Below are 21,853 nucleotides of genomic sequence, written 5' to 3' on the forward strand. Positions count from 1 at the left end.
CCGGGCGGATGCTGTATTGCAGCATGGCAAAAAGTGTGAATGCACCCTTGCTACCGGTGAGATGGCGGGGCTACCATCGAGACGTTTCCCGCGGCAGGAACGCGGTTGCGACATGATCGAGGTGCTTCCAGCTCCAGATGGGTCAGGTACGCAGCTGCGGCTGCGTCCCCCACGGGCGCTCGATGCCCGGCAGTTCGTCCTGTTGTTCACCGTGTTGTCGGGAGCGATGTGGCTGGTCTCCGCCCTGGGGTGGTTGGCCGGCAATGCATTCGCCCCCCTGTTCGCGCTGCTGTACAGCCTGTTGCTGGCAGCCGCGTTACGTGCCCTGTGGCGCAGCGGCGAACGGCAGGAGGAAATCCGGGTAGTGCCGGCGTATGTGGAGGTCATCCCCGTACCCGGTGGATTGCCGGTGTTCCGGGCTCACCCGCATTGGGTGCGCCTGCTCGCCGACGATGAGAGGGTCCGGCTTGCGTCCAGCGGCCGGCAGGTGGAGGTGGGGGAGTTTCCTCGCGCCGGCCGAACGTCAGACGCTCGCAGAGACACTTGAAGGCTTGCTCGCCGCCAGCGATGGCGGCAACCGACGACGCTAAGGGTCTAGGCAATGAAGCAAAGCAGCAGGTGGGGCACGAAGTGCGTTGCAATGGCCGCCGCAGTGGTGGCCGGGGGATGGGTTCCGGCGATGGCATGGGCCCAGGCGGCCGATCCCAAGCCGTGGCAGCTGAACATGGGCAAGGGGGTAACCCAGACCTCGCGCCTGGCCTGGGAGTCGAACAATCTCTCGCTGATCGTCTGCACGGTGATCGGCGTGATCGTGTTCGGGGCGATGGCCTACGCCATCTTCAAGTTCCGCAAATCCAAGGGGGCGGTCGCAGCCACCTTCAGCCACAACACCAAGGCCGAGATCATCTGGACGGTGATCCCGGTGATCATCCTGGTGGTGATGGCATGGCCGGCCACGGCCAACCTGATCAAGATGTACGACACCCGCGATGCCGAGATGACGGTGAAGGTCACCGGCTACCAGTGGATGTGGAAGTACGAGTACCTGGGCGAGAACGTCACCTTCACCAGCCGCCTGGACCGCGAGTCGGACCGCATGCGGCAGAGTGGCAAGGTGCCGACGCGCGAGAGCCATCCCCACTACCTGCTGGATGTCGACAACCGGCTGGTGCTGCCGGTCGATACCAAGGTCCGTTTCGTCATCACCTCCGACGACGTGATCCACGCCTGGTGGGTGCCGGCGCTGGGCTGGAAGCAGGATGCCATTCCCGGCTTCATCAACGAGGCCTGGACCAGCATCGAGCAGCCGGGCGTCTATCGCGGGCAGTGCGCTGAACTGTGCGGCAAGGACCACGGATTCATGCCGATCGTGGTCGAGGCCGTGTCCAAGGAGGAGTTCAGGCAGTGGCTGGCGCAGCGCAAGCCGGCACCGCCGGCCGCAGCCCCGGCCGAACCGGCTGCGCCTGCGGCGGAGACGCCTGCCGCGCCGGCCGAACCTGCCGCCGCCGAGGCGGGTGCCGCCCCTGCCACCGCGGCCAGCGGCGCGTGATGTAAATCCCGCGGCCGCCTGCGGCCGTGGCGACAACCGATTCTGAGAGGTGTTTTGCAATGGCGCACTCGGCAGTTGGGCACGACGACCACCACCACCACCCGGGTTTCTTCGAGCGTTGGTTCTTCTCGACCAACCACAAGGACATCGGCACCCTGTATCTGCTTTTCAGCTTCATCATGTTCATCATCGGCGCGGCGATGAGCGTGATCATCCGCGCCGAGCTGATGCAGCCGGGCCTGCAGTTCGTCAGGCCGGAAACCTTCAACCAGCTCACCACCGTGCACGCACTGGTGATGATCTTCGGCGGAGTGATGCCGGCCTTTGTCGGCCTGGCCAACTGGATGGTGCCGTTGCAGATCGGTGCGCCGGACATGGCCCTGCCACGCATGAACAACTGGTCGTTCTGGCTGCTGCCGGTGGCCTTCAGCCTGCTGCTGCTCACCTTCCTGCTGCCCGGAGGTGCGCCGGCCGGTGGCTGGACGCTGTATCCGCCGCTGTCGCTGCAGGGCGGCTACAACGTGGCCTTCACTGTGTTCGCCATCCACGTGGCCGGCATCAGTTCGATCATGGGCGCGATCAACATCATCGCCACCGTGCTCAACATGCGCGCGCCGGGCATCGACCTGCTGAAGATGCCGATCTTCTGCTGGGCCTGGCTGATCACCGCCTTCCTGCTGATCGCGGTGATGCCGGTGCTGGCCGGTGCGGTGACCATGCTGCTGACCGACAAGTTCTTCGGCACCAGCTTCTTCAACGCCGCCGGTGGCGGTGACCCGGTGATGTTCCAGCACATCTTCTGGTTCTTCGGCCACCCCGAGGTGTACATCATGATCCTGCCCGCCTTCGGCGTGGTCAGCGAGATCATTCCCACCTTCAGCCGCAAGCCCCTGTTCGGCTACCAGGCGATGGTGTACGCCACGGCTGCGATCGCCTTCCTGTCGTTCATCGTCTGGGCCCACCACATGTTCACCGTGGGCATGCCGCTGGGCGGCGAGATCTACTTCATGTTCGCCACCATGCTGATCTCGATCCCGACCGGCGTGAAGGTCTTCAACTGGGTCAGCACGATGTGGCGTGGCTCGCTGACGTTCGAGGCGCCGATGCTGTGGTCGGTGGCCTTCGTCATCCTGTTCACCATTGGCGGCTTCTCCGGTCTGATGCTGGCCATCGTCGCCGCCGACTTCCAGTACCACGACACCTACTTCGTCGTTGCCCACTTCCACTACGTGCTGGTGACCGGTGCGGTGTTCGCGCTGATTGCCGCGGTGTACTACTGGTGGCCGAAGTGGACCGGTCGGATGTACAGCGAGAAGTGGGCCAAGGTGCACTTCTGGTGGTCGATCGTGTTCGTCAACCTGCTGTTCTTCCCGCAGCACTTCCTCGGCCTGGCCGGGATGCCGCGCCGTATTCCCGATTACAGTGTGGCGTTCGCCGACTGGAACCTGATCAGCTCGATCGGCGCATTCGGTATGTTCGTCACGCCCTTCATGATGGCGGCGATCCTGCTGTCCTCGCTGCGCAATGGCGAGAAGGCGGCCGATCGGTCCTGGGAAGGGGCGCGTGGCCTGGAGTGGACGCTGCCATCGCCGGCACCGGCCCATACCTTCACCACCCCGCCGATCCTGCGCCCGGGCGATCTGGCGCATGACGACATCACGCATTGAGGTGGGGCATGCATAACGAGAGCCCGCTCCAGACCTGTAGAGCCGAGCCCGGCTCGGCTGTCGAAAAGCAGCCGGGCAGGGCCCGGCTGTACGGCGGCGAGACTCAGGGCATCGAACAGCAGCGCCGGCGTGCGCGGCGCACGGCGGTCGTGGTGGGCGCCATCGCCGTACTGGTCTATGCCACCTTCATTCTCAGCGGGGTGATCGGACGATGAGCCCGACACCGGCCAGCACACCGTCGCCCAGCGCCGGCCTGCCGCGCCTGATCGGCGTTGCCGTGGCCGTGTTCCTGCTGACCTTCTCGCTGGTGCCGCTGTATCGCATCGCGTGCGAGAAGGTGTTCGGCGTGCGCCTGGAGCGCGGCCCGGGCAGCGAGGCCAGCGTGGGGGCTGCCACCGCAAAGCGCACCGTGCGGGTGGAGTTCGATGGCGGGGTCAATTCGCGGCTGCCATGGGCATTCCATCCCGAGCAGCTGACCATGGACGTGGTGCCCGGTGAGCTGAACGAGGCGCTGTATTACGCCCGCAATGACGGCCCACAGGCGATCGTCGGCAGTGCGGTGCCCTCGGTCGCGCCAGCACGTGCCTCCGGATTCTTCAGCAAGACCGAGTGCTTCTGCTTCACCGCGCAGACGCTGCAGGCCGGCGAGAAGCGCGACATGCCGGTGCGCTTCATCGTCGATCCGGATCTGCCGCCGGAAATCAAGACGATCACCCTGTCCTACACCTTCTACCGCAACGACGCGCTGTCCGATCGGCTGGCTCCGGCCGCCACCTCGGAAGGCGCGCACGCCGCTCCCTGACCCGGATAACGACATGGCCCAGACACCGACCGACGCCAACGTGTACTTCGTCCCGGCCCAGAGCAAATGGCCATTCGTGGGCTCCATCGCGATGATGGTGACCATGGTGGGCGTGGCCAGCTGGCTCAACGATGCCAGCTGGGGGCGCTGGACGTTCTACATCGGCATCGCGATGCTGGTGCTGACCCTGTTCTGGTGGTTCAGCGACGTGGTGCGCGAATCGCAGGCCGGCAACTACAACCGCCAGGTCGATGGTTCGTTCCGGATGGGCATGGTCTGGTTCATCTTCTCCGAGGTGATGTTCTTCGGCGCATTCTTCGGCGCACTGTTCTACACCCGCCACCTGGGCCTGTCCTGGCTCAGCGGCGAGGGCCGCGGGGTGATGACCAACGAGCTGCTGTGGCAGGGCTACTCCGCGGGGTGGCCTACCAACGGCCCGGCGGCGATCGGCGGGGCCTTCCAGACCATTCCGGCCTGGGGCCTGCCGTTGATCAATACGCTGATCCTGCTGACTTCCGGCGTGACGCTCACCATCGCCCACCATGCGCTGAAGGCCGGGCACCGTCGCCAGCTGCTGGTCTGGCTGGGCCTGACCGTGGCGCTGGGCCTGGGCTTCCTTGCCCTGCAGGCGGAGGAGTACATCCACGCCTACAAGGAGCTGAACCTGACGCTCGGCTCGGGCATCTACGGGTCGACGTTCTTCATGCTGACCGGTTTCCACGGTGCGCACGTGCTGCTGGGCACGATCATGCTGATCGTGATGTGGCTGCGCTCGGCGAAGGGGCATTTCACCCGCGACAACCATTTCGCGTTCGAAGCCGCTGCGTGGTACTGGCACTTCGTCGACGTGGTGTGGCTGATGCTGTTCCTGTTCGTCTACGTGCTGTAAGTGCCGGTGCCGGTGGCGTGCTCAGCCACCGATGCCGTGTGGTTTGATCCAGCCCATGTAGATGCTCACGATCACCAGTACGATCAATGCCACCGACACCGCGATGCGGCGCGTCAGTGCGTTGACCGTGCGCTTGGTCTGGCCCCGGTCGACCAGCAGGTAGTACAGCCCGGCGCCCAGGTTCCAGACGATGACGATCAGAAACGCGATCACCAGCAGGGTCTTCAGCGAATCACTCATGCGCGGCTCGAGGGCAGGGTGGATGTGCCTATCTGACCGCGTTTGCGCGGACTTGTCATGATGCGCCAGCACACGCGGGTGATCGGCTGGCTGCTGGCACTGGTGGCGATCACGGGATTCACCGCGCTGGGGCTGTGGCAGCTGCAGCGCATGCATGCAAAACAGGCCATGCTGGATGCGCAGGGCCCCGCTGCGGCGCAGGCACTTCCGCTGGCGCAGGCACTGGCGGCGCCGGGCGCGCTGCATGGCGTGGCCGACCATGGCCGCTTCCTGCCGGGCGTGGTGCTGCTGGACAACCAGACCCGGCACGGCCGGGCCGGGGTGAAGATCTATCGCCCCTTCCGCAGCGACGGCGGCAGCGTGCTGCTGGTCGACCTCGGCTGGCGCGCGCTGCCCGCCGACCGCACGCTCCCCGACCTGCCGCCGCCGCCTTCGCCGGTGGCCGTGCGCGGGCTGCTGGCGCCGCCGCCGTCGGCAGGGTTGGCGCTGGGCCCGGCGTTCTCTGCAACCGGTGAGGCGCAGCGCTGGCTGGCCAGCCGGCTGCCTGCCGAGGGCCTGGCTCCGGCGCTGGGGCTGCCTGCACTGCCGGAGCGCGTGCTGCGGCTTGATCCGGCGCTGCCCTTCGGTGATGAACGCGACCTCGATCTGCTGCCGAACACGCTGCCCCCGCAGCGCCACCTGGGTTACGCCGTGCAATGGTTCGGCCTGGCGCTGACCGTGTTGGTGGTTGCGCTGGTGCTGGAATGGCGCAGCAGGCGCGTTCCACGCTAGCGCCGGCCCGACTTCGGGCGCCCGGCATCCCCTGTCCAACCATGAGAAAATGCCCGCATGAACACTGCTACATCCCCGCAGGCGCGCGGTTCCGGTCGCCGGACCCTGGTGCTGTTGTTCGCCGTGTTCTTCGGGGCAATGGCGCTGGCGGCCGTGCTGCGCTTCTCCGGATGGCAGCCCACCGGCCACCGCAACAGTGGACAGCTGCTCAAACCCCCGGTGGACCTGCGCCAGCAGCCACCGACCCTGGCCGACGGCACGGCCTATCCCTGGAATCCGGAGGCGCGCACCTGGCGCCTGCTGGTGGCACCGGCCGGTGCCTGCGACGCGCAGTGCGTCACTTTGTCGCAGGGACTGGGCAAGGTGTGGCAGCTGTTCGGCCATAACGCCGATAATGTCGAGATCCTGTGGCTGGGTCCGCCACCGGCGTCGATCGCCTCGCTGCCCGCGCTGCGGCCGCTGGCACCGTCGCCAGCGCTGCGCGCGGCCCTGCCCGGCGTCGACGATCCGGCTGGCCTGCCGGTCTACGTGATCGATCCGAACGGCTTCGTGATCATGCGCCATGCCCCGGGCAGCGACCTCGGGGGCCTGCGCAAGGACATGGCCACGTTGCTGAAACTGAAGTGAGTCCTGTTTGATGAGCCTTTCCGCGCGTCCGGCGCTGCACCGCAATTTCCACCGCCTGGCGTGGTTCGCCATGATCATGACCGCGAGCACGATCATGTTCGGTGCCTTCGTCCGTCTGTCCGATGCGGGGCTGAGCTGCCCGGACTGGCCGACCTGCTATGGCCGCGCGACCTGGCCGCAGCACATCGAGGAGACGGTTGGCCACCCGGCCGCCGACATCCGTCCGCTGGAAACGCACAAGGCCTGGCGCGAGCAGGTGCACCGCTTCCTGGCCGGCGCGCTGGGCATCGAGATCCTGACCCTGGCTCTGCTGGCCACGCGCAGGCGCCGGTTCGGAACCACGGCGGTCGTCACCGCCTGCGTGCTGGTGGCTGCCGGCATACCGTTGTACATGATGGGCTGGCATGCAACGGCCAGTGCCCTGGCCCTGAGTGGTGAGGCGATACTGCTGATTGCCGCCTTGCGCTGGAACAACATCGATCTGGCGCGCGCGGCGGTACTGACCCTGGCGGTGGTGATCTTCCAGGCCCTGCTGGGCATGTGGACGGTGACGCTGCTGCTGAAGCCGATCGTGGTGATGGGCCACCTGCTGGGCGGCATGCTGATGTTCGGCCTGCTGGTGTGGCTGGCGTGGCGGGCCACGCATCTGCCGATCACGCTGGCCGAGGCGCCCAGGCTGAAGTGGCTGCTGCGTGCCGCCGTGGTCGTGCTGGTCACCCAGATCGCACTGGGCGGCTGGGTCAGTGCCAACTATGCGGCGCTGGCCTGCGGCGGCGGCAGCGCCTCGCTGGACAACTTCCCACGCTGTGCCAACCAGTGGTGGCCGCAGCACAACTTCGTCGAAGGCTTCACCCTGTGGCGTGGCATCGGCGTGGACTACGAAGGGGGCGTGCTCGATGGCGCCTCGCGCATCGCCATCCAGCTGGCGCATCGCCTGTTCGCCATCGTGGTGGCTGCCTACCTGCTGTGGCTGGGCGTGCGTCTGTTCCGCCTGCCGAGCATGCGGGGCTGGGCGACTGCGCTGATCGTGTTGCTGGTGCTGCAGGTCACCCTCGGCATCCTCAACGTGAAGCTGGCGCTGCCGCTGGAAGTGGCGGTGGCGCACAACGGCGTGGCCGTTGCCCTGTTGTTCGTGCTGGTCAGCCTGCTGGCCCGCCTGCGTGCCCCGGACTGATCCGATGTTCTCCAATTACCGCCAGTACTGGGACCTGACCAAGCCCAAGGTCGTCGCCCTGATCGTGTTCACCGCCCTGGTGGGCATGGTCCTGGCCATTCCAGGCGTGCCCAGCTGGGAACAGGTACGCGCGGGCCTGCTCGGCTTCCTCGGCATCTGGCTGGCGGCCTCGGCTGCGGCTGCGATCAACCAGCTGCTGGATGCGCACATCGATGCGCAGATGGCGCGCACCTCGTGGCGGCCGCTGGTGGTCGGCAAGGTCAAGCCGTGGCAGGTGCTGGTGTTCGCCGGCGCGCTGATCGTGCTGTCGATGACGATCCTGGTGCTGTGGGTGAACGTGATCACCGCCGTGCTGACCTTCGCTTCGCTGATCGGTTATGCGGTGATCTATACGGTCTACCTCAAGCGTGCGACCTCGCAGAACATCGTCATCGGTGGTCTGGCCGGCGCGATGCCACCGATGCTGGGCTGGGCCGCCGTCACCGGAATGCAGGGCTCTTCGGACTGGGCGTACTCGTCGCTGCTGGTGCTGATCATCTTCATCTGGACGCCGCCGCATTTCTGGGCGCTGGCGATCTTCCGCCGCGAGGACTACGCCAAGGCGAAGATCCCGATGCTGCCGGTGACCCACGGCGTAGTGCATACCCGCAGACAGATCATGGTGTATTCGGTGGTGCTGGCCCTGGTCTGCCTGCTGCCCTATCTGGTGGGCATGAGCGGACCGTTCTACCTGGGCGGTGCGATCGTGCTCAACGCGGTGTTCCTCTGGTATGCATGGCGCATGCTGGATCCGCCGGATGAGCTGTTCTCGATGAAGATGTTCCAGTACTCCATCGTCTATCTGATGGCGCTGTTCGCCTTCCTGCTGATTGACCACTGGATCCTGCCCTGGTTGTAACGGGCGCCTGCCGCCGGGCATGGCCCGGCGCTACCGTATCCCAGGGAAAGGCGGGCGCATCAGCCGGATGCATGACGGCCGTCGCAGGGAGGACATGCTTGACCTGATCGAGGCGGCACGCGTGCTGCGCAGCCACGCCGTGCGTGGACGGTCTTCCACAGAACTCCGTGCGTTCAATGTCGGCTTCCGCTCGCCGGAGGCGGCACTTTGCCAACCCGCCGAGCCGCTACGGTGTAGGGATCTGCCGCGCTGCTGACTCACCGCGGGCAGTGGATCACAGATACGGATGGATCCGGCAGGCGGGATGGTCGAATGTGGATACACAGGATTTGCGAGATCAATCGCAATTCTGTGGAGCTATCAATGAGATGCCATGTTTCTCTGCCCATCGTTCTCTGTGCTGCGCTTGCGTGCTTGGCCGGCAATGCAACAGCAGAAGTAAAAGCACTGAGTCGGGCCAACTGCATTGGATTCGTCAATGAATCCGTTACCTACGAACGGCCCCAGTTCCGCAACTTCCAGGGCTCTACCGCATCCAGGCATATCCCGCTTGGAAACATCGAGCCGAAGCATGTCCTTGCTGCTCCCAACAATGGACTGTACTCCTGGCGCTTCTACGCAGGCGATGGCACCGATCCGGAACGGATGGTTGTTCATGGTTACCACACATGGGTGCTGGGCGGGCGTGTATTCACCCAGTCCACGAGCGCGGTCGACTGCCAACTTTCGGAGTGGTGAGCATCATGAAAAGCCTTTGCTGTCTTGCAACCTCACTGCTGATGTCGATGTCGGCCCAGGCATCGCAGACCGATGCAACTCCTGATCCGGTGGGACGTTGGCTACATCAACGTGCCATGCAAGCTGCAATGCAGGAGGCTTCGATGACGAGAGGGTCGTCCGTAGGCGCTGGCAGCTACCAGATCGTGCGACTGGCAGAACTGGATGCCCCCGAAGAGGTGAAGCATCAGCTTCGCACGGACATGGACCGGTCAGCGGGTGTGGTGCAGGTTGCAGAAGGGAACATCCCAACGCGGGCCGAACTGCTGGCCGCCTTGCCCCGCCGATATCGCTCGGCGTCGGAACTACGCAAGCGCCTGCCACAGCCACCCAGCAGCCTGGAAGCAAGCCTCCTGGGACCGGCGGAGCTGATCGGTATGGAGTCCAGTGGCGTGCTGGATGGAAGCAGGTCCTCGGGGCTGAGCCGTTTCTTCCAGCTGGAAGGCGTCGGCATCGTGGAGTTCAGCGAGAACAACTTCCTCGCTGCGGGCACGCATATCGAGGTCATCGCCGAGGCGCAGAACACAACAGTAAAGGGCGCGCTCGCGCACTTGAAGAAGAGCGTTGACAGCGCTGGCCGTACCCGCGTCGAGCTTGTCTGGACGGGAGACAGCAAGACCTTCAGCCTGATCGCAACCGGGGAGCGCGGCACCGACGTGGAGCGTAACGCCCGATTGCTGCACGACATCGCTGCCGCCATCGTGGATTAGCGACGGCGCGAGGGGCGTCCACACGTGGCGTGGCATCAGCCGAGCATGGGCTCTGCTCTGCAGTAGTTCCACGCCATGTGTGGATGAATTTCCGGGTCAGGAGCTGCGCCGCGCATATCGCTGCGCGATCACACCGCAGACGATCAGCTGGATCTGGTGGTAGATCATCACCGGCAGCACGATGGCACCGAGGCTGCCCCCGGCGAACAGCACCTTGGCGATCGGCACGCCAGTGGCCAGGCTCTTCTTGGAGCCGCAGAACACGATGGCGATCTCGTCCTCGCGGTTGAAGTGCAGGCGACGGGCGATGAAGGTGATCAGCGGCATGGCGATACCGAGCAGGACGGCAGCTACCACGGCCACTGCCAGCAGCGACAGCACAGGGGTCTTGCTCCAGAGCCCTTCGGTGACGGCTTCGCCGAACGCCGAATACACGACCAGCAGGATGGTGGCCTGGTCGGTGTAGCGCAGCAGCGCGCGCTGCTTCTCGACCCAGCCGGCGATCCACGGGCGCAGCAGGTGGCCGGCCACGAACGGCACCAGCAGCTGCAGCATGATGCCGCCGATCGCATGCAGCGGGTCGTGCACGCCGCCGGAGGTGCCGGCCAGCGCGGTCAACAGCAGCGGCGTGAGGAACACACCGAGGATGCTCGACAGAGATGCGCTGCAGACGGCCGCCGGCACATTGCCGCGCGCCATCGAGGTGAAGGCGATGGACGACTGCACGGTGGAGGGCAGGGTGCACAGGAACAGCACGCCCAGGTACAACTCCGGGGTCAACAGCCAGCCCGACAGCGGCTTGAACATCAGGCCCAGCATCGGGAACAGCAGGAAGGTGCAGGCGAGGATGGTCAGATGCAGGCGCCAGTGCAGCATGCCGCCGATGATCGATTCGCGCGGCAGGCGCGCCCCGTGCAGGAAGAACAGCGCGGCGATGGCGACCGTGGTGACATCGTCCAGGACGATGGCGGCGGCGCCCTTCATCGGCAGCAGCGACGCCAGGCCGACCGTGCACAGCAGGGCCAGGGTGAAGTTGTCCGGTCGCAGGCGCGACCACCAGCGGGTCATGGGGGGCAGACTCCTTGGTGTGGAGGGTTCAGGGCGAGGTGACAGGTGTGGCCAGACGCTGGCGGGTGGCCGCTTCCAGCGACTTCAGGCCGGCGCGCTGGCCCAGCTGAAGGGCCTGTTCCGGGCTGGCATGTTCGTAGCGTGCATTGACCAGGCCGAGCACAGCACCGGCGCGGTTGCCGGACGCGCAGTGCAGCAGCACCGGCCCCTGGCTCTGCTGCAGGGCCTGGTGCACGGCGCGCACATTGGCCGCATCCAGGCCCTCGGCGCCGGCCACCGGGATGCGCACATAGCGCAGGCCCAGCGATTCGGCCGCGCGGGTTTCATCGAAACCACGGTCCTCGTCGGGCTGGCGCAGGTCGATCACGGTGCGTACGCCTTGCGCAGCCAGTTCGCGCAGGTGTGCGGCACTGGGCTGGCCGCCGGCATACAGGCCGGGGCGGACTTCATTGAGCGGGGCATCTGCGGCCAAGGCCGCCAGCGGCAGGCAGAGGGACAGCAACAGCAGGCAGGTCAGGCGCAGCAGCATGGTCCTCTCCGTTGAAACGTTCCGCCGCTACCGGCCCAGGCTGGCGCGGGCCTTGAGCAGCTCGCGCAGTTCGTACTTGTCAGTATCGTCCAGTCCCTGCTGCCGCTGCTTTGCCAACAGCTCTTCCAGACGTTGCTGCAACAGTTGTTTCTCCAACTGGGCCACGGCGTCGTGCAGTTCCTGGGTCCAGATCGCTTCGCTGCCGGGCAGGGTCTGGGCGGCCAGCGTGTGCAGCGAGGCCTGCTCCTCACGCCCGTCGAAATGTTCCAGCAGCGCGCCGGTGCTGATATCGGGACGCTGTTCGACCAGCGCCAGCAGCTCCAGCAGCAGCTCCACACCCGGCAGGCGCAGGCCCTGGAAGTGATGCTTGCCGCCCAGGGTCAGCGCCAGCGACGGCTGCTGCAGCAGCACGGCGATCGCACCCCGCACCAGGCTGCGCTTGGCCACCGGCTGGATCGACCGTGCCGGAGGGCGCTGCGGCATCGCCGTGCGGGTATTCTGCGTGGCCGCACCGAGCCCGGTCAGCTGCGCCAGCTGCTGCTTCATCAGGTCACCGAACGCGCCATCGGGAATCTGCGCCAGCATCGGCCTGGCCCGCTCGGCCAGGCGTGCCCGGCCGTCCAGCGTGCCCATGTTGATCTCGCGGGTCAGCTCGTCGAAGAAGAACTGCGATAGCGGCGTGGCCTGCTTCAGGCGTTCGTTGAAGGCCTCAGCGCCTTCCTTGCGCACGATGGTGTCCGGGTCCTCGCCGTCGGGCAGGAACAGGAAGAAGGCCTGGCGGCCGTCCTTCATGCGCGGCAGCACCGACTCCAGTGCCTTCCAGCCGGCGCGGCGGCCGGCGGCATCGCCATCGAAGCAGAAGAACACGTCCGGTGCGTTTCGGAACAGCAGCTCGGCATGGTCGGGCGTGGTCGCGGTGCCCAGCGTCGCCACCGCCTGGGTGACGCCGAACTGGAACAGCGAGACCACGTCCATGTAACCCTCGACCACGATCAGCCGCTCGATCTTCTGGTTCGCCTGGCGCACCTGCCACAGGCCGTACAGTTCGCGGCCCTTGTGGAACAGCGCGGTTTCGGGCGAATTGAGGTACTTGGGACCGTCGTCCTTCTCGAACACCCGGCCACCGAAGGCGATCACCCGTCCACGGCGGTCGAAGATCGGGAACATCACCCGGTCGCGGAACTTGTCGTAGACGTGCCCCCGGTCGTTCTTGGAGAACAGGCCGGCACGGTCGAGCAGCTTCATCCGCCGCTCGTCCTTGCCCAGCGCATCGCGCAGGCCGCTGTAGCCGTCGGGCGCATAGCCGATCTGGAAGCGGGCGCGGTTCTGTTCGTCCACGCCACGGCCGTCAAGGTAGGCGCGGGCCTTGTCGCTGCCCTCCAGGTTCTTCTGGAAGAAGCGCGCCGCTGCATCCAGTGCCGAATAGAGTTCGCGGCTGTCGTCCTGCTGCTGGGCGCTGCGCGGGTTCTCGCTGCGTGGCACGTCCATGCCGGCGCGCTTGGCGAGCTCATCCACCGCGTCGAGGAACTCGAGGCGGTCGTAGTTCATCAGGAAGCTGATTGCGGTGCCGTGCGCACCGCAGCCGAAGCAGTGATAGAACTGCTTGGTCGGCGAGACGGTGAACGAGGCCGAGCGCTCGTCATGGAACGGGCAGCGTGCCGCGTACTCCTTGCCCTGTCGCTTCAACGGCACGCGGCTGCCCACCACCTCGACGATGTCGGTGCGGGCCAGCAGGTCGTCGATGAAAGCGTCGGGGATACGGGCCATGGGCAGCAGGGCAGGGCGCGGCCGCCGGGGCGCGCAGCAGGGGCGGCAGGTCCCCCTAGTTTACTCGCTGGCGATGGTCGGGCCGGCCTGTTGTTCGCTGCTGCCGCCGGCGCTGGCGGCCGCCCGCTGTGCCCGGGCACTCAGGCGCTCGTCGATCACCGCGGTCATCAGGGCGCCGACGAAGAACACCGCGGTAGCGTAGTAGATCCAGACCAGCGCGATCACCAGGGCGCCCATCGAACCGTAGGCGCTGCCGGGTGCCACGGTGGCGATGTAGACGCCGATGCCGTAGCGCCCCAGGGCGAACAGGAGCGAGGTGATGGCCCCGCCGATGAAGGCCTGGCGCCAGGCCACGCGACGGTCGGGCAGATAGTGGTAGAGGAAGGCGAAGGCCAGCGTGTACAGCAGCAGCGTGGTCACGTAACCGATGGCCGGCAACACCGATGGCAGCTGCGCGAATACCACCTGCAGGGCGGTGGTGGCGGTCATCGACAGGATCAGCAGGAAGCCCAGCGCCAGCACCACGCCGAAGGAGAACACGCGCTTGCGCAGCCAGGCCTGGACGCCTTCCAGGCGCTGGCCGCTGGTATGGAAGATGCGGTTGAGTGCGTTCTGCAGCTGTGCGAACACGGCGGTGGCGCCGACGAACAGCAGCAGGGTGCTCCACAACCCGGCCAGCGAGCCCATGCTCGGCTGGCTGTTGGCGTTGTGCAGCACGGTATCGGCCACGCTGGCCACGCTGCTGCCGGCCACCGAGCCGATCTGGCTGATCAGCGCCTGCTGCGCGGGCGGGTACAGCGAGGCGGTCAACCACAGCAGCAGCACCAGCAACGGCGCCATCGACAGCAGGGAATAGAACGAAACCGATGCGGCCTGGGTCAGGACGTCGATTTCGACGAAGCGCTTGGCCACGGCCATCGGGAAGCTGTCCTGCAGCTTCTCCAGGCGCGATCGGACGATGGGCAGGAAGGTGCGGGGATGCGGCATCTACGGCGTCGGCTGGAGCGGTACAGGCTTCCTTTTCTAGCAGATGCCGGCGTTGCGGCAGGTGAAGTGGCAGCGCGGTCGCGGAATGCAGCGAAGTCCGCGTTATCCTTCTGCCCGGACCGAGGGCGCGCTGGGGCTGCCGCCACGGTATCCGGGCCCACCGCCTGTGTGCGGGGCCACGACAATCCAACTTCTCTGCAAAAGGACGCGTTATGAAAGGGATGGTCTGCACCACGATGGTGTTGCTGCTGGCGACGAGCGGTTCGGCCGCTGCGGCGTCCACGGCCTGCGAAAAGGCCTTCAAGACGGTAGGGGATCCGCGCAATGGCGCGATGTACATGGCCGACCTGACGGTGCCCGGTCTGAAGGTGCAGAGTGCACTGGACCAGCTTCGCAAGATCGGTGCCGATGACCAGTTCGAGGTGGGCGGCCAGCTGGTGGAAGGCGATACCGGCAACCAGTACCTGATCCAGACCAAGGGCCTGCGCACGCCGCTGGTGCTGATCGGCACCGCCGACCGCAGCGGCCGGGTCACCCTGGCCACCAAGCTGGCCCGCGGCCAGACCATCGCCCAGGAGGACGCCCGCAAGTCGATGTGCGACATGCTGGACAAGCTCAAGGGCGGCAGCCAGGGGGATGCGCTGGCCGCCGCCGCGCGCGCGCAGTATCCGATCTCCGTGGCGGAGGAGGTGACCGCGCCGGACCTGTCCAAGAAGATGGGTAAGGAGGTGCGCGATACGATGGCGGCCTACAACGCTGCGGGCAGCTTCAAGGACCTGCTGCTGGGCACCACCACCAACAAGGAAGACCTGGGCGACCGCTCGGCCACCTTCCTGCCGGTGTATGCCAAGTACATCGGTCGCCGCTACCGGATCGACGGCCAGATCTACACGGTCAACTCGAACAGCTACTCCAGCCGTCCGGGTGAGGTCGGATCGATCAACTACCTGGTGACGCCGACCCGTGGCCTGTTGCGGATCCGCCAGAATGACACCTTCAACAACAACAACTACACCATCCGTTGCGAATTCGCTCCGGACCAGGCGGCCAACTTCGCCATGCTGCGCGAGCGCGACTGGGCCAAGCTGGAAGGCGAGGTCAGCGCGGTGGAGGGCAGTTCCATGACCCTGCGCAACTGCCGCCAGGTGTAAGCGCTGGCCTGGCCGCTGCAGCAATGACAAGGCCCGCGTGAAGCGGGCCTTGTCGTGTCCGGCAGAGGCGGTGGCGGATCAGCCAGCCAGGGCCTGCTTGACCAGCTTGGACACCACGCCCATGTCGGCCTGACCGGCGAGCCTCGGCTTCAGCGCCCCCATCAGCTTGCCCATGTCGGCCGGGCCGGTGGCACCGGTTTCGGCAATGGCGGCCTGGATGGCGGCGGCGATCTCGGCCTCACCCATCTTGGCGGGCAGGTAGGCCTCGATGACCACGATCTCGGCACGCTCGATCGCGGCCAGGTCTTCACGGTTGGCCGCTTCGTACTGGCTGACCGAGTCCTTGCGCTGCTTGACCATCTTGTCCAGCACGGCGATCACGGCGGTGTCGTCGAGCTCGATACGCTCGTCCACTTCCTTCTGCTTGATCGCGGCGTTGATCAGGCGGATCACGCCCAGCTTGTCCTTCTCGCCCGCCTTCATGGCGGCCTTCATGTCATCGGTGAGCTGCTGCTTCATGCTCATGGGAGACCTCGTGGTGGTAGTGGGGCAGGGCGGTTGCCCGGGCCCGGAAACGCAAAAAGCCGGCGACGCTCGCGCGTGCCGGCTTCGGCTTCACCGCGGAAGGACGAACCCGCCGCAATGAAGATGCGTCCGATCAGTACAGGCGCTGACGCTTGGTGACGTCGCGCGACGAGCGGCGCAGCTGACGCTTCACAGCAGCGGCGGCCTTGCGCTTGCGCTCCTGGGTCGGCTTTTCGTAGAACTCGCGCTTGCGGGTTTCGGCCAGCACACCGGCCTTTTCGCAAGTGCGCTTGAAGCGGCGAAGAGCAAACTCGAAGGGCTCGTTCTCGCGGACTTTGACGCTGGGCATGGAATCTCCGGGACACAGTAGAACCGGGTCACGCCCGGCGAGCCGCACATTATAGCGGCGAATCAACAAACTGCAAGCACGCAAGCCTGAATGCGGGCCAGCAATACGGATGCAGTGGGATCTGCACGTCACCCCGAGGGGGCGGCAGGGGCGTCATAATAGCAGGCATGCGAGTCCTTGGCATCGAATCTTCCTGTGATGAGACCGGCGTGGCGGTGTACGACACCGACCTGACCGGCAGCGCGGCCCTGCGCGCCCATGCGGTCTACAGCCAGATCGCCCTGCACGCCGAGTACGGCGGTGTGGTGCCCGAGCTGGCCAGCCGTGACCACGTGCGCAAGCTGCTGCCGCTGGTCCGGCAGACCCTGGCCGAGGCGGGCCTGGGCGTGGACGACATCGATGGCGTGGCTTATACCGCTGGCCCCGGGCTGGTCGGTGCGCTGCTGGTCGGTGCCGGGGTGGCCCGTGCCCTGGCCTGGGCACTGGAGGTGCCGGCCGTGGGCGTGCACCACATGGAAGGGCACCTGCTGGCGCCCTTGATGGAGGACGATCCGCCGCAGGCCCCGTTCGTGGCCCTGCTGGTGTCCGGTGGCCACACCCAGCTGGTGGCGGTCGATGCCATCGGCCGCTACCGCCTGCTGGGCGAGACCCTGGACGATGCGGCCGGCGAAGCCTTCGACAAGACGGCCAAACTGATGGGGCTGCCCTATCCCGGCGGCCCGCAGCTGGCCAAGCTGGCCGAACAGGGCACCCCGGGGGCCTACCGTTTCGCGCGGCCGATGACCGATCGCCCGGGTCTGGATTTCAGCTTCTCCGGCCTGAAGACCCAGGTGCTGATGGCCTGGCGTGACAGCGACCAGAGCGACCAGACCCGCGCCGACATCGCGCGCGGTTTCGAGGATGCGGTGGTGGAGACCCTGTCGATCAAGTGCGAACGCGCGCTGGAAGCAGCCGGCACCAATGTGATCGTGGTGGCCGGCGGTGTCGGTGCCAATACGCGGCTGCGTGCACGCCTGCAGCAGATGGCCGAACGCCTCGGGGGGCGTGCCTGCTTCCCGCGGCCGGCGCTGTGCACCGACAACGGCGCGATGATCGCTTTCGCCGGCGCCCTGCGCCTGCAGGCCGGGCAGCACAACCCGCCGAAGGTTGACGTGACCCCGCGTTGGGACATGGCGACGCTGCCCGCGGTGTGACCCGCGGCGCACCCATCCACACAGGCTGCGACCGTAGCGGCGGACGTGCCGGGATCCGGTCGTTTCAGGCAGTGGTGGTTCCGTGCCGTTACCATGACCGTCTGTTTTCCCGCTGGTAACCGCAATGGACAAGGTTTTCATCGAGGGGCTGACGATCGACGCCCTGATCGGCATCTACGATTGGGAACGGCGGATCCGGCAGGACCTGGTGTTCGACCTGGAGATGGGTTTCGACAACCGGCGCCCGGCAGCGACCGACGATATCGCCCATACCCTCAACTACAAGGCGGTCAGCAAGCGGCTGGAGCAGTTCGTGCGCGAATCGGAGTTCGGCCTGGTCGAGACCCTGGCCGAGCGTTGCGCGCAGATCGTGCTCGACGAGTTCGATGTGCGCTGGCTGCGGCTGAAACTGAGCAAGCCGGGAGCGGTGCGCGGCGCGCGCGCGGTCGGCGTGATCATCGAGCGCGAACGCGGCTGAAACAGCAGCGTCGGCCGGTGGCCGGCAACTTCTTCATGCGAAATGACTGAAACAGGAGACGACTGATGGTGGATGCGGTGGTGGCGGTACAGTGGATGGAGCGGCTGCAGAACACACTGGAACCCTATCCCGGCGCCTACCTGGCGTTGATGATTTCGGCCCTGCTGCTCGCGGCGGGCCTGGCCAACTGGGTGACCAAGCGCATCCTGGTGCGCGGCCTGCGCCGTCTGCTGCAGCGCCTGCCCGGTGCCGAATCCGGGCGTGGCAGCCATCTGATGCGGGTCATCTCGCGGTTGTCCAACGTGGTGCCCAGCCAGGTGATCGCCTCTGGCATCACCCTCATTCCCGATCTGCCGCCCGGGCTGGTCAGCGTCATCGTCAAGCTGTGCATCGTGTGGGCGGTGCTGACCGTCTCGCTGGCCTTCTCGCATGCGCTGGATGCGGCCAACAGCCTGTACGAGCGCAAGCCGGATGCGCGCAACAAGCCGATCAAGGGCTACCTGCAGGTGGTCAAGATCGTGATCTTCGTGGCGGCCGGCCTGGCGATCATCTCCACCCTGCTGGGCGTGGCACTGGGCCCGCTGGTGACCGGCCTGGGTGCGGCCACGGCCGTGCTGATGCTGATCTTCCAGGACACCATCCTCTCGCTGGTGGCCAGCGTGCAGATCAGTGGCGATGGCCGCGTGCGCATCGGCGACTGGATCGAGATGCCGAGCCAGAACGCCGATGGTGACGTCATCGACATCGCCCTGCACACCATCACCGTGCAGAACTTCGACAAGACCATCACCACCATCCCGACCAAGAAGCTGGTGACCGAGTCGTTCAAGAACTGGCGCGGCATGCAGGAGGCCGGTGGCCGTCGCATCAAGCGCGCGCTGTACCTGGACCAGCACAGCGTCGGCTTCCTGGACGAGGGCGACCTGGCCTTCCTCGGTGAGTTCGCCCTGCTGCGCGACTACCTGCGCGACAAGGAGCAGGAGCTGGGGCAGTGGAACGGGCGCCTGCGCGAACAGGGCGTGGCGGACGTGAACAGCCGCCGGGTGACCAATCTGGGCACGTTCCGGGCCTATGTGGAGCGCTACCTGCGCAGCCACCCGGGTATCCACACCGACATGACCCTGCTGGTGCGACAGCTGCAACCGACCACCGAGGGCCTGCCGCTGGAGCTGTACTGCTTCACCCGCACTACCGCCTGGGCGGAGTACGAGGCCGTGCAGTCGGACATTTTCGACCATCTGCTGGCGATCCTGCCGGCCTTCGGCCTGAGGGTGTTCCAGGCGTCCAGCGACGCCATGTTGATGGCCGGGCAGCGCCAGTCGGCCCGCTCGGAGTAAGCTGCCGTGCCGCCCGCGGGACCGTACGGACCCCGCTGGTGGATGAAACTGAATGCCGAAACCTCTCGCCAAATGGCCCGGGATCGCTAGAATGCCGGGCTTGTAAACGTTTTCATCAAGGACTGCCGGTGGCCTCCGAACGCATCGAATCCCTCATTGCCCAGATGACCGTCGAGGAAAAGGTCGGCCAGCTGGGTGTTTTCGCGGACATGGTCCGCCCGTTCGCCCCGGACGTGAACCCGGAAGCCAACGTGCGCAATGCCGACCAGGTGCTGCAGCAGGTGCGCGAGGGCAAGGTCGGCTCGCTGTTCAACGGGGTGGGCGCCGAACTGGGCCGCCGCATCCAGCAGGTCGCGACCGAGGAGAGCCGGCTGGGCATCCCGGTCATCCTCGCTGCCGACGTCATCCACGGCATGCGCACCGTGTTCCCGATCCCGCTGGGCGAGGCCGCCAGCTTCGAGCCGGACCTGGCCGAGCGCACCGCCCGCGCCACTGCGGTCGAGGCCACCGCCGCCGGCCTGCACTGGACCTATGCGCCTGCCGTGGACATCGCCCGCGACCAGCGCTGGGGCCGTGGCGCCGAAGGCGCAGGCGAGGACGTGGTGCTGGGCTGTGCCTTCGCCGCCGCCCGTGTGCGCGGCTTCCAGGGCAGCGACCTGCGTGCCGCCGATTCGCTGCTGGCCACGCCCAAGCATTTCGCCGCCTATGGCGCGGTGATGGCCGGCATGGAATACAACATGGTGGACATCTCGCCGCAGACCCTGCGCGACGTGCACCTGCCGCCGTTCAAGGCGGCCTTCGATGCCGGTGCGATCACGGTGATGTCCTCGTTCAACGACATCAACGGCGTGCCGGCCAGCGCCAATGCAGAACTGCTCACCGACATCCTGCGTGGCGAGTGGAAGTTCCCGGGTGTGGTGATCTCCGATTACACCGCCGACATGGAACTGGTGGCGCACGGCTACGCCGCCGATGACCGCGACGCCACCGCCAAGGCCTTCACCGCAGGCCTGGACCTGAGCATGCAGAGCGGCTTCTATGCCGAGCACCTGCCAGGCCTGGTGGAAAGCGGCGAGGTGCCGATGGCGGTGCTGGATGAGGGCGTGCGCCGCATCCTGTGGCTGAAGGAAACCATCGGCCTGTTCGACGACCCCTACCGGTCGCTGGACCCGGCGCGCGAAGCGGACGACTCGCACATCGCCGCACATGATGAGCTCTCGCGCGATGCCGCGCGCCGTTCGATCGTGCTGCTGAACAACCGTGACAACGTGCTGCCGCTGCAGAAGACCGGGCAGAAGATCGCGCTGATCGGCCCGTTCGTGCAGGACCGCGAAAACATCGAAGGCTGCTGGACCCTGTTCGGCGACAAGCAGCGTTATGTGGACCTGGAAACCGGTGTGCGTGCCGCCATCGGTGACGCGTCGCTGCTGGAGATCGTGCCCGGTTGCGATCTGGAAACCGCGATCCCGGGGGGCACCGAAGCCGCCGTGGCGGCTGCGCTGCGTGCCGACGTGGTGGTGTTGGCGCTGGGCGAGCCTCAGCGCTACAGCGGCGAAGCGCAGTCGCGCGTGGAGATCACCCTGCCGCCGGCGCAGCAGGCACTGGCCGAGGCGGTGGCGATGACCGGCAAGCCGCTGGTGGTGCTGCTGCGCAATGGCCGCGCGCTGGCCCTGCAAGGCGCGGTGCGCAATGCGCAGGCCGTGGCGGTCACCTGGTACCTGGGCACGCAGACCGGTCATGCGGTGGCCGATGTGCTGTTCGGCGACTACAGCCCGTCCGGCCGCCTGCCGGTCAGCTTCCCGCAGGTATCCGGCCAGCAGCCGTACTTCTACAACCATCCGCGTACCGGCCGCCCCGAACTGCCGACGATGTCGGAGTTCAAGGCCCGCTGGCGCGAGATTCCCAACGAGCCGCTGTATCCGTTCGGCCATGGCATCGGCTACACCACCTTCGCCTATGGGGTGCCGCAGCTCAGCACGGCACAGCTGGGCTGGGACGACACCCTGACCATCACCACCACGCTGACCAACACCGGTACCGTGGCTGGCGAGGAAGTGGTGCAGCTGTACATCCATGACCGCGTGGCCAGCCGCGTGCGGCCGGTGCGCGAGCTGAAGGACTTCCGCAAGGTCGCACTGCAGCCGGGCGAATCCACCGATGTGGTGTTCACCCTGCATCGCGAGCAGTTGGCGTTCACCGGCCGCGATGGCGTGCTGCGTGCCGAGCCGGGCCTGTTCGAGCTGTGGGTGTGCGCGTCGTCAGCGGCTGGCGAGCCGGTGCAGTTCGAACTGCTGAAGGGCTGAACGGGAACGGTAGCGCCGGGCCATGCCCGGCGTCGTCACCCATGGCAAACACGCCGGGCCTG

Annotated in this window: 23 protein-coding genes and 1 pseudogene; 17 read left to right on the forward strand and 7 right to left on the reverse strand. The window is 66.5% G+C overall.

The window, feature by feature from the left end; genetic code table 11:
• Positions 1–112 precede the first annotated feature (112 nt).
• The 6 genes and pseudogenes from ACZK08_RS01700 (at position 113) to ACZK08_RS01725 (ending at position 4,907) form a co-directional block, all read left to right on the forward strand.
• Positions 113–590, forward strand: a pseudogene (locus ACZK08_RS01700) (DUF2244 domain-containing protein).
• Positions 591–601: 11 nt separating this feature from the next.
• Complete coding sequence (gene coxB, locus ACZK08_RS01705; RefSeq protein ID WP_053519495.1) at positions 602–1,549, forward strand: cytochrome c oxidase subunit II; 948 nt, start codon at positions 602–604, stop codon at positions 1,547–1,549.
• A 59-nt stretch (positions 1,550–1,608) separates the two neighbouring features.
• Positions 1,609–3,216 (forward strand): cytochrome c oxidase subunit I, encoded by a 1,608-nt coding sequence (ctaD, locus tag ACZK08_RS01710; RefSeq protein ID WP_053519494.1) that lies wholly within the window; start codon positions 1,609–1,611, stop codon positions 3,214–3,216.
• 8 nt (positions 3,217–3,224) lie between these two features.
• Positions 3,225–3,431, forward strand: coding sequence for a hypothetical protein (locus ACZK08_RS01715; RefSeq protein WP_065182571.1), 207 nt, complete (start codon positions 3,225–3,227; stop codon positions 3,429–3,431).
• Positions 3,428–4,018, forward strand: coding sequence for a cytochrome c oxidase assembly protein (locus ACZK08_RS01720; protein ID WP_053519492.1), 591 nt, complete (start codon positions 3,428–3,430; stop codon positions 4,016–4,018). The genes ACZK08_RS01715 and ACZK08_RS01720 overlap by 4 nt, the downstream gene beginning before the upstream one ends.
• A gap of 13 nt (positions 4,019–4,031) precedes the next feature.
• A complete protein-coding gene (locus tag ACZK08_RS01725) occupies positions 4,032–4,907 on the forward strand; it encodes a cytochrome c oxidase subunit 3 (RefSeq protein ID WP_053519491.1) in 876 nt (291 codons plus the stop codon).
• 21 nt (positions 4,908–4,928) lie between these two features.
• Here ACZK08_RS01725 and ACZK08_RS01730 read toward each other — a convergent pair whose 3' ends face one another.
• Positions 4,929–5,147 carry a twin transmembrane helix small protein gene (locus ACZK08_RS01730; RefSeq protein ID WP_008264755.1) on the reverse strand — a complete coding sequence of 73 codons (219 nt, stop codon included), beginning with the start codon at positions 5,145–5,147 and terminating at the stop codon, positions 4,929–4,931.
• A 57-nt stretch (positions 5,148–5,204) separates the two neighbouring features.
• On the opposite strand from ACZK08_RS01730, the gene ACZK08_RS01735 reads away from it, so the two are divergent.
• The 6 genes from ACZK08_RS01735 (at position 5,205) to ACZK08_RS01760 (ending at position 10,104) form a co-directional block, all read left to right on the forward strand.
• A complete protein-coding gene (locus ACZK08_RS01735; protein ID WP_065182570.1) occupies positions 5,205–5,918 on the forward strand; it encodes an SURF1 family protein in 714 nt (237 codons plus the stop codon).
• Positions 5,919–5,975: 57 nt separating this feature from the next.
• Complete coding sequence (locus ACZK08_RS01740; protein ID WP_053519489.1) at positions 5,976–6,545, forward strand: hypothetical protein; 570 nt, start codon at positions 5,976–5,978, stop codon at positions 6,543–6,545.
• A 10-nt stretch (positions 6,546–6,555) separates the two neighbouring features.
• Entirely contained in the window at positions 6,556–7,719 is a 1,164-nt protein-coding gene (locus ACZK08_RS01745; RefSeq protein ID WP_053519488.1) for a COX15/CtaA family protein, read from the forward strand.
• 4 nt (positions 7,720–7,723) lie between these two features.
• Positions 7,724–8,617 carry a heme o synthase gene (cyoE, locus tag ACZK08_RS01750; RefSeq protein WP_053519487.1) on the forward strand — a complete coding sequence of 298 codons (894 nt, stop codon included), beginning with the start codon at positions 7,724–7,726 and terminating at the stop codon, positions 8,615–8,617.
• A gap of 363 nt (positions 8,618–8,980) precedes the next feature.
• Complete coding sequence (locus tag ACZK08_RS01755; protein ID WP_155761057.1) at positions 8,981–9,355, forward strand: hypothetical protein; 375 nt, start codon at positions 8,981–8,983, stop codon at positions 9,353–9,355.
• Between the two features lie 5 nt (positions 9,356–9,360).
• Positions 9,361–10,104: a hypothetical protein gene (locus ACZK08_RS01760; protein WP_155761056.1), complete on the forward strand. Its 744-nt coding sequence runs from the start codon at positions 9,361–9,363 to the stop codon at positions 10,102–10,104.
• 96 nt (positions 10,105–10,200) lie between these two features.
• Here the strand turns inward: ACZK08_RS01760 and ACZK08_RS01765 are convergent, their stop codons facing one another.
• The 4 genes from ACZK08_RS01765 to ACZK08_RS01780 are packed head-to-tail and all read right to left on the reverse strand — an operon-like array spanning position 10,201 to position 14,455.
• Complete coding sequence (locus tag ACZK08_RS01765) at positions 10,201–11,172, reverse strand: bile acid:sodium symporter family protein (RefSeq protein WP_065175442.1); 972 nt, start codon at positions 11,170–11,172, stop codon at positions 10,201–10,203.
• Positions 11,173–11,200: 28 nt separating this feature from the next.
• The gene (locus ACZK08_RS01770) at positions 11,201–11,701 is read right to left on the reverse strand and encodes a protein tyrosine phosphatase family protein (protein ID WP_065182568.1); all 501 of its coding nucleotides are present in this window, start codon (positions 11,699–11,701) and stop codon (positions 11,201–11,203) included.
• A gap of 27 nt (positions 11,702–11,728) precedes the next feature.
• On the reverse strand, positions 11,729–13,468 hold the full coding sequence (dnaG, locus tag ACZK08_RS01775) for a DNA primase (protein WP_053519483.1): 1,740 nt from the start codon (positions 13,466–13,468) through the stop codon (positions 11,729–11,731).
• A 60-nt stretch (positions 13,469–13,528) separates the two neighbouring features.
• Positions 13,529–14,455, reverse strand: a complete 927-nt coding sequence (locus tag ACZK08_RS01780; RefSeq protein ID WP_053519482.1) for a YihY/virulence factor BrkB family protein — start codon at positions 14,453–14,455, stop codon at positions 13,529–13,531.
• Between the two features lie 212 nt (positions 14,456–14,667).
• Here ACZK08_RS01780 and ACZK08_RS01785 point away from each other — a divergent pair, with 212 nt between their 5' ends.
• Positions 14,668–15,606 (forward strand): hypothetical protein, encoded by a 939-nt coding sequence (locus tag ACZK08_RS01785; protein WP_231107787.1) that lies wholly within the window; start codon positions 14,668–14,670, stop codon positions 15,604–15,606.
• Between the two features lie 78 nt (positions 15,607–15,684).
• Here ACZK08_RS01785 and ACZK08_RS01790 read toward each other — a convergent pair whose 3' ends face one another.
• Both ACZK08_RS01790 and rpsU read right to left on the reverse strand, forming a co-directional pair.
• Complete coding sequence (locus ACZK08_RS01790) at positions 15,685–16,131, reverse strand: GatB/YqeY domain-containing protein (RefSeq protein ID WP_065175438.1); 447 nt, start codon at positions 16,129–16,131, stop codon at positions 15,685–15,687.
• A 133-nt stretch (positions 16,132–16,264) separates the two neighbouring features.
• Positions 16,265–16,480 (reverse strand): 30S ribosomal protein S21, encoded by a 216-nt coding sequence (rpsU, locus tag ACZK08_RS01795; protein WP_002808376.1) that lies wholly within the window; start codon positions 16,478–16,480, stop codon positions 16,265–16,267.
• Positions 16,481–16,647: 167 nt separating this feature from the next.
• Here rpsU and tsaD point away from each other — a divergent pair, with 167 nt between their 5' ends.
• From tsaD to ACZK08_RS01815, 4 genes are all read left to right on the forward strand, one after another.
• On the forward strand, positions 16,648–17,673 hold the full coding sequence (gene tsaD / locus ACZK08_RS01800; protein WP_065175437.1) for a tRNA (adenosine(37)-N6)-threonylcarbamoyltransferase complex transferase subunit TsaD: 1,026 nt from the start codon (positions 16,648–16,650) through the stop codon (positions 17,671–17,673).
• 124 nt (positions 17,674–17,797) lie between these two features.
• Positions 17,798–18,151: a dihydroneopterin aldolase gene (gene folB, locus ACZK08_RS01805; RefSeq protein WP_053519479.1), complete on the forward strand. Its 354-nt coding sequence runs from the start codon at positions 17,798–17,800 to the stop codon at positions 18,149–18,151.
• A 65-nt stretch (positions 18,152–18,216) separates the two neighbouring features.
• Positions 18,217–19,488, forward strand: a complete 1,272-nt coding sequence (locus tag ACZK08_RS01810; protein WP_065175436.1) for a mechanosensitive ion channel family protein — start codon at positions 18,217–18,219, stop codon at positions 19,486–19,488.
• Between the two features lie 128 nt (positions 19,489–19,616).
• Complete coding sequence (locus ACZK08_RS01815) at positions 19,617–21,791, forward strand: glycoside hydrolase family 3 N-terminal domain-containing protein (RefSeq protein WP_065175435.1); 2,175 nt, start codon at positions 19,617–19,619, stop codon at positions 21,789–21,791.
• Positions 21,792–21,853 lie beyond the last annotated feature (62 nt).

It is taken from the genome of Stenotrophomonas sp. 112478_Sma (assembly GCF_056479905.1).

Coding starts and splice junctions, on each gene's coding strand:
- coxB (WP_053519495.1), top strand. CDS start 602: ATGAAGCAAAGCAGCAGGTGGGGCACGAAGTGCGTTGCAATGGCCGCC.
- ctaD (WP_053519494.1), top strand. CDS start 1,609: ATGGCGCACTCGGCAGTTGGGCACGACGACCACCACCACCACCCGGGT.
- ACZK08_RS01715 (WP_065182571.1), top strand. CDS start 3,225: ATGCATAACGAGAGCCCGCTCCAGACCTGTAGAGCCGAGCCCGGCTCG.
- ACZK08_RS01720 (WP_053519492.1), top strand. CDS start 3,428: ATGAGCCCGACACCGGCCAGCACACCGTCGCCCAGCGCCGGCCTGCCG.
- ACZK08_RS01725 (WP_053519491.1), top strand. CDS start 4,032: ATGGCCCAGACACCGACCGACGCCAACGTGTACTTCGTCCCGGCCCAG.
- ACZK08_RS01730 (WP_008264755.1), bottom strand. CDS start 5,147: ATGAGTGATTCGCTGAAGACCCTGCTGGTGATCGCGTTTCTGATCGTC.
- ACZK08_RS01735 (WP_065182570.1), top strand. CDS start 5,205: ATGATGCGCCAGCACACGCGGGTGATCGGCTGGCTGCTGGCACTGGTG.
- ACZK08_RS01740 (WP_053519489.1), top strand. CDS start 5,976: ATGAACACTGCTACATCCCCGCAGGCGCGCGGTTCCGGTCGCCGGACC.
- ACZK08_RS01745 (WP_053519488.1), top strand. CDS start 6,556: ATGAGCCTTTCCGCGCGTCCGGCGCTGCACCGCAATTTCCACCGCCTG.
- cyoE (WP_053519487.1), top strand. CDS start 7,724: ATGTTCTCCAATTACCGCCAGTACTGGGACCTGACCAAGCCCAAGGTC.
- ACZK08_RS01755 (WP_155761057.1), top strand. CDS start 8,981: ATGAGATGCCATGTTTCTCTGCCCATCGTTCTCTGTGCTGCGCTTGCG.
- ACZK08_RS01760 (WP_155761056.1), top strand. CDS start 9,361: ATGAAAAGCCTTTGCTGTCTTGCAACCTCACTGCTGATGTCGATGTCG.
- ACZK08_RS01765 (WP_065175442.1), bottom strand. CDS start 11,172: ATGACCCGCTGGTGGTCGCGCCTGCGACCGGACAACTTCACCCTGGCC.
- ACZK08_RS01770 (WP_065182568.1), bottom strand. CDS start 11,701: ATGCTGCTGCGCCTGACCTGCCTGCTGTTGCTGTCCCTCTGCCTGCCG.
- dnaG (WP_053519483.1), bottom strand. CDS start 13,468: ATGGCCCGTATCCCCGACGCTTTCATCGACGACCTGCTGGCCCGCACC.
- ACZK08_RS01780 (WP_053519482.1), bottom strand. CDS start 14,455: ATGCCGCATCCCCGCACCTTCCTGCCCATCGTCCGATCGCGCCTGGAG.
- ACZK08_RS01785 (WP_231107787.1), top strand. CDS start 14,668: ATGAAAGGGATGGTCTGCACCACGATGGTGTTGCTGCTGGCGACGAGC.
- ACZK08_RS01790 (WP_065175438.1), bottom strand. CDS start 16,131: ATGAGCATGAAGCAGCAGCTCACCGATGACATGAAGGCCGCCATGAAG.
- rpsU (WP_002808376.1), bottom strand. CDS start 16,480: ATGCCCAGCGTCAAAGTCCGCGAGAACGAGCCCTTCGAGTTTGCTCTT.
- tsaD (WP_065175437.1), top strand. CDS start 16,648: ATGCGAGTCCTTGGCATCGAATCTTCCTGTGATGAGACCGGCGTGGCG.
- folB (WP_053519479.1), top strand. CDS start 17,798: ATGGACAAGGTTTTCATCGAGGGGCTGACGATCGACGCCCTGATCGGC.
- ACZK08_RS01810 (WP_065175436.1), top strand. CDS start 18,217: ATGGTGGATGCGGTGGTGGCGGTACAGTGGATGGAGCGGCTGCAGAAC.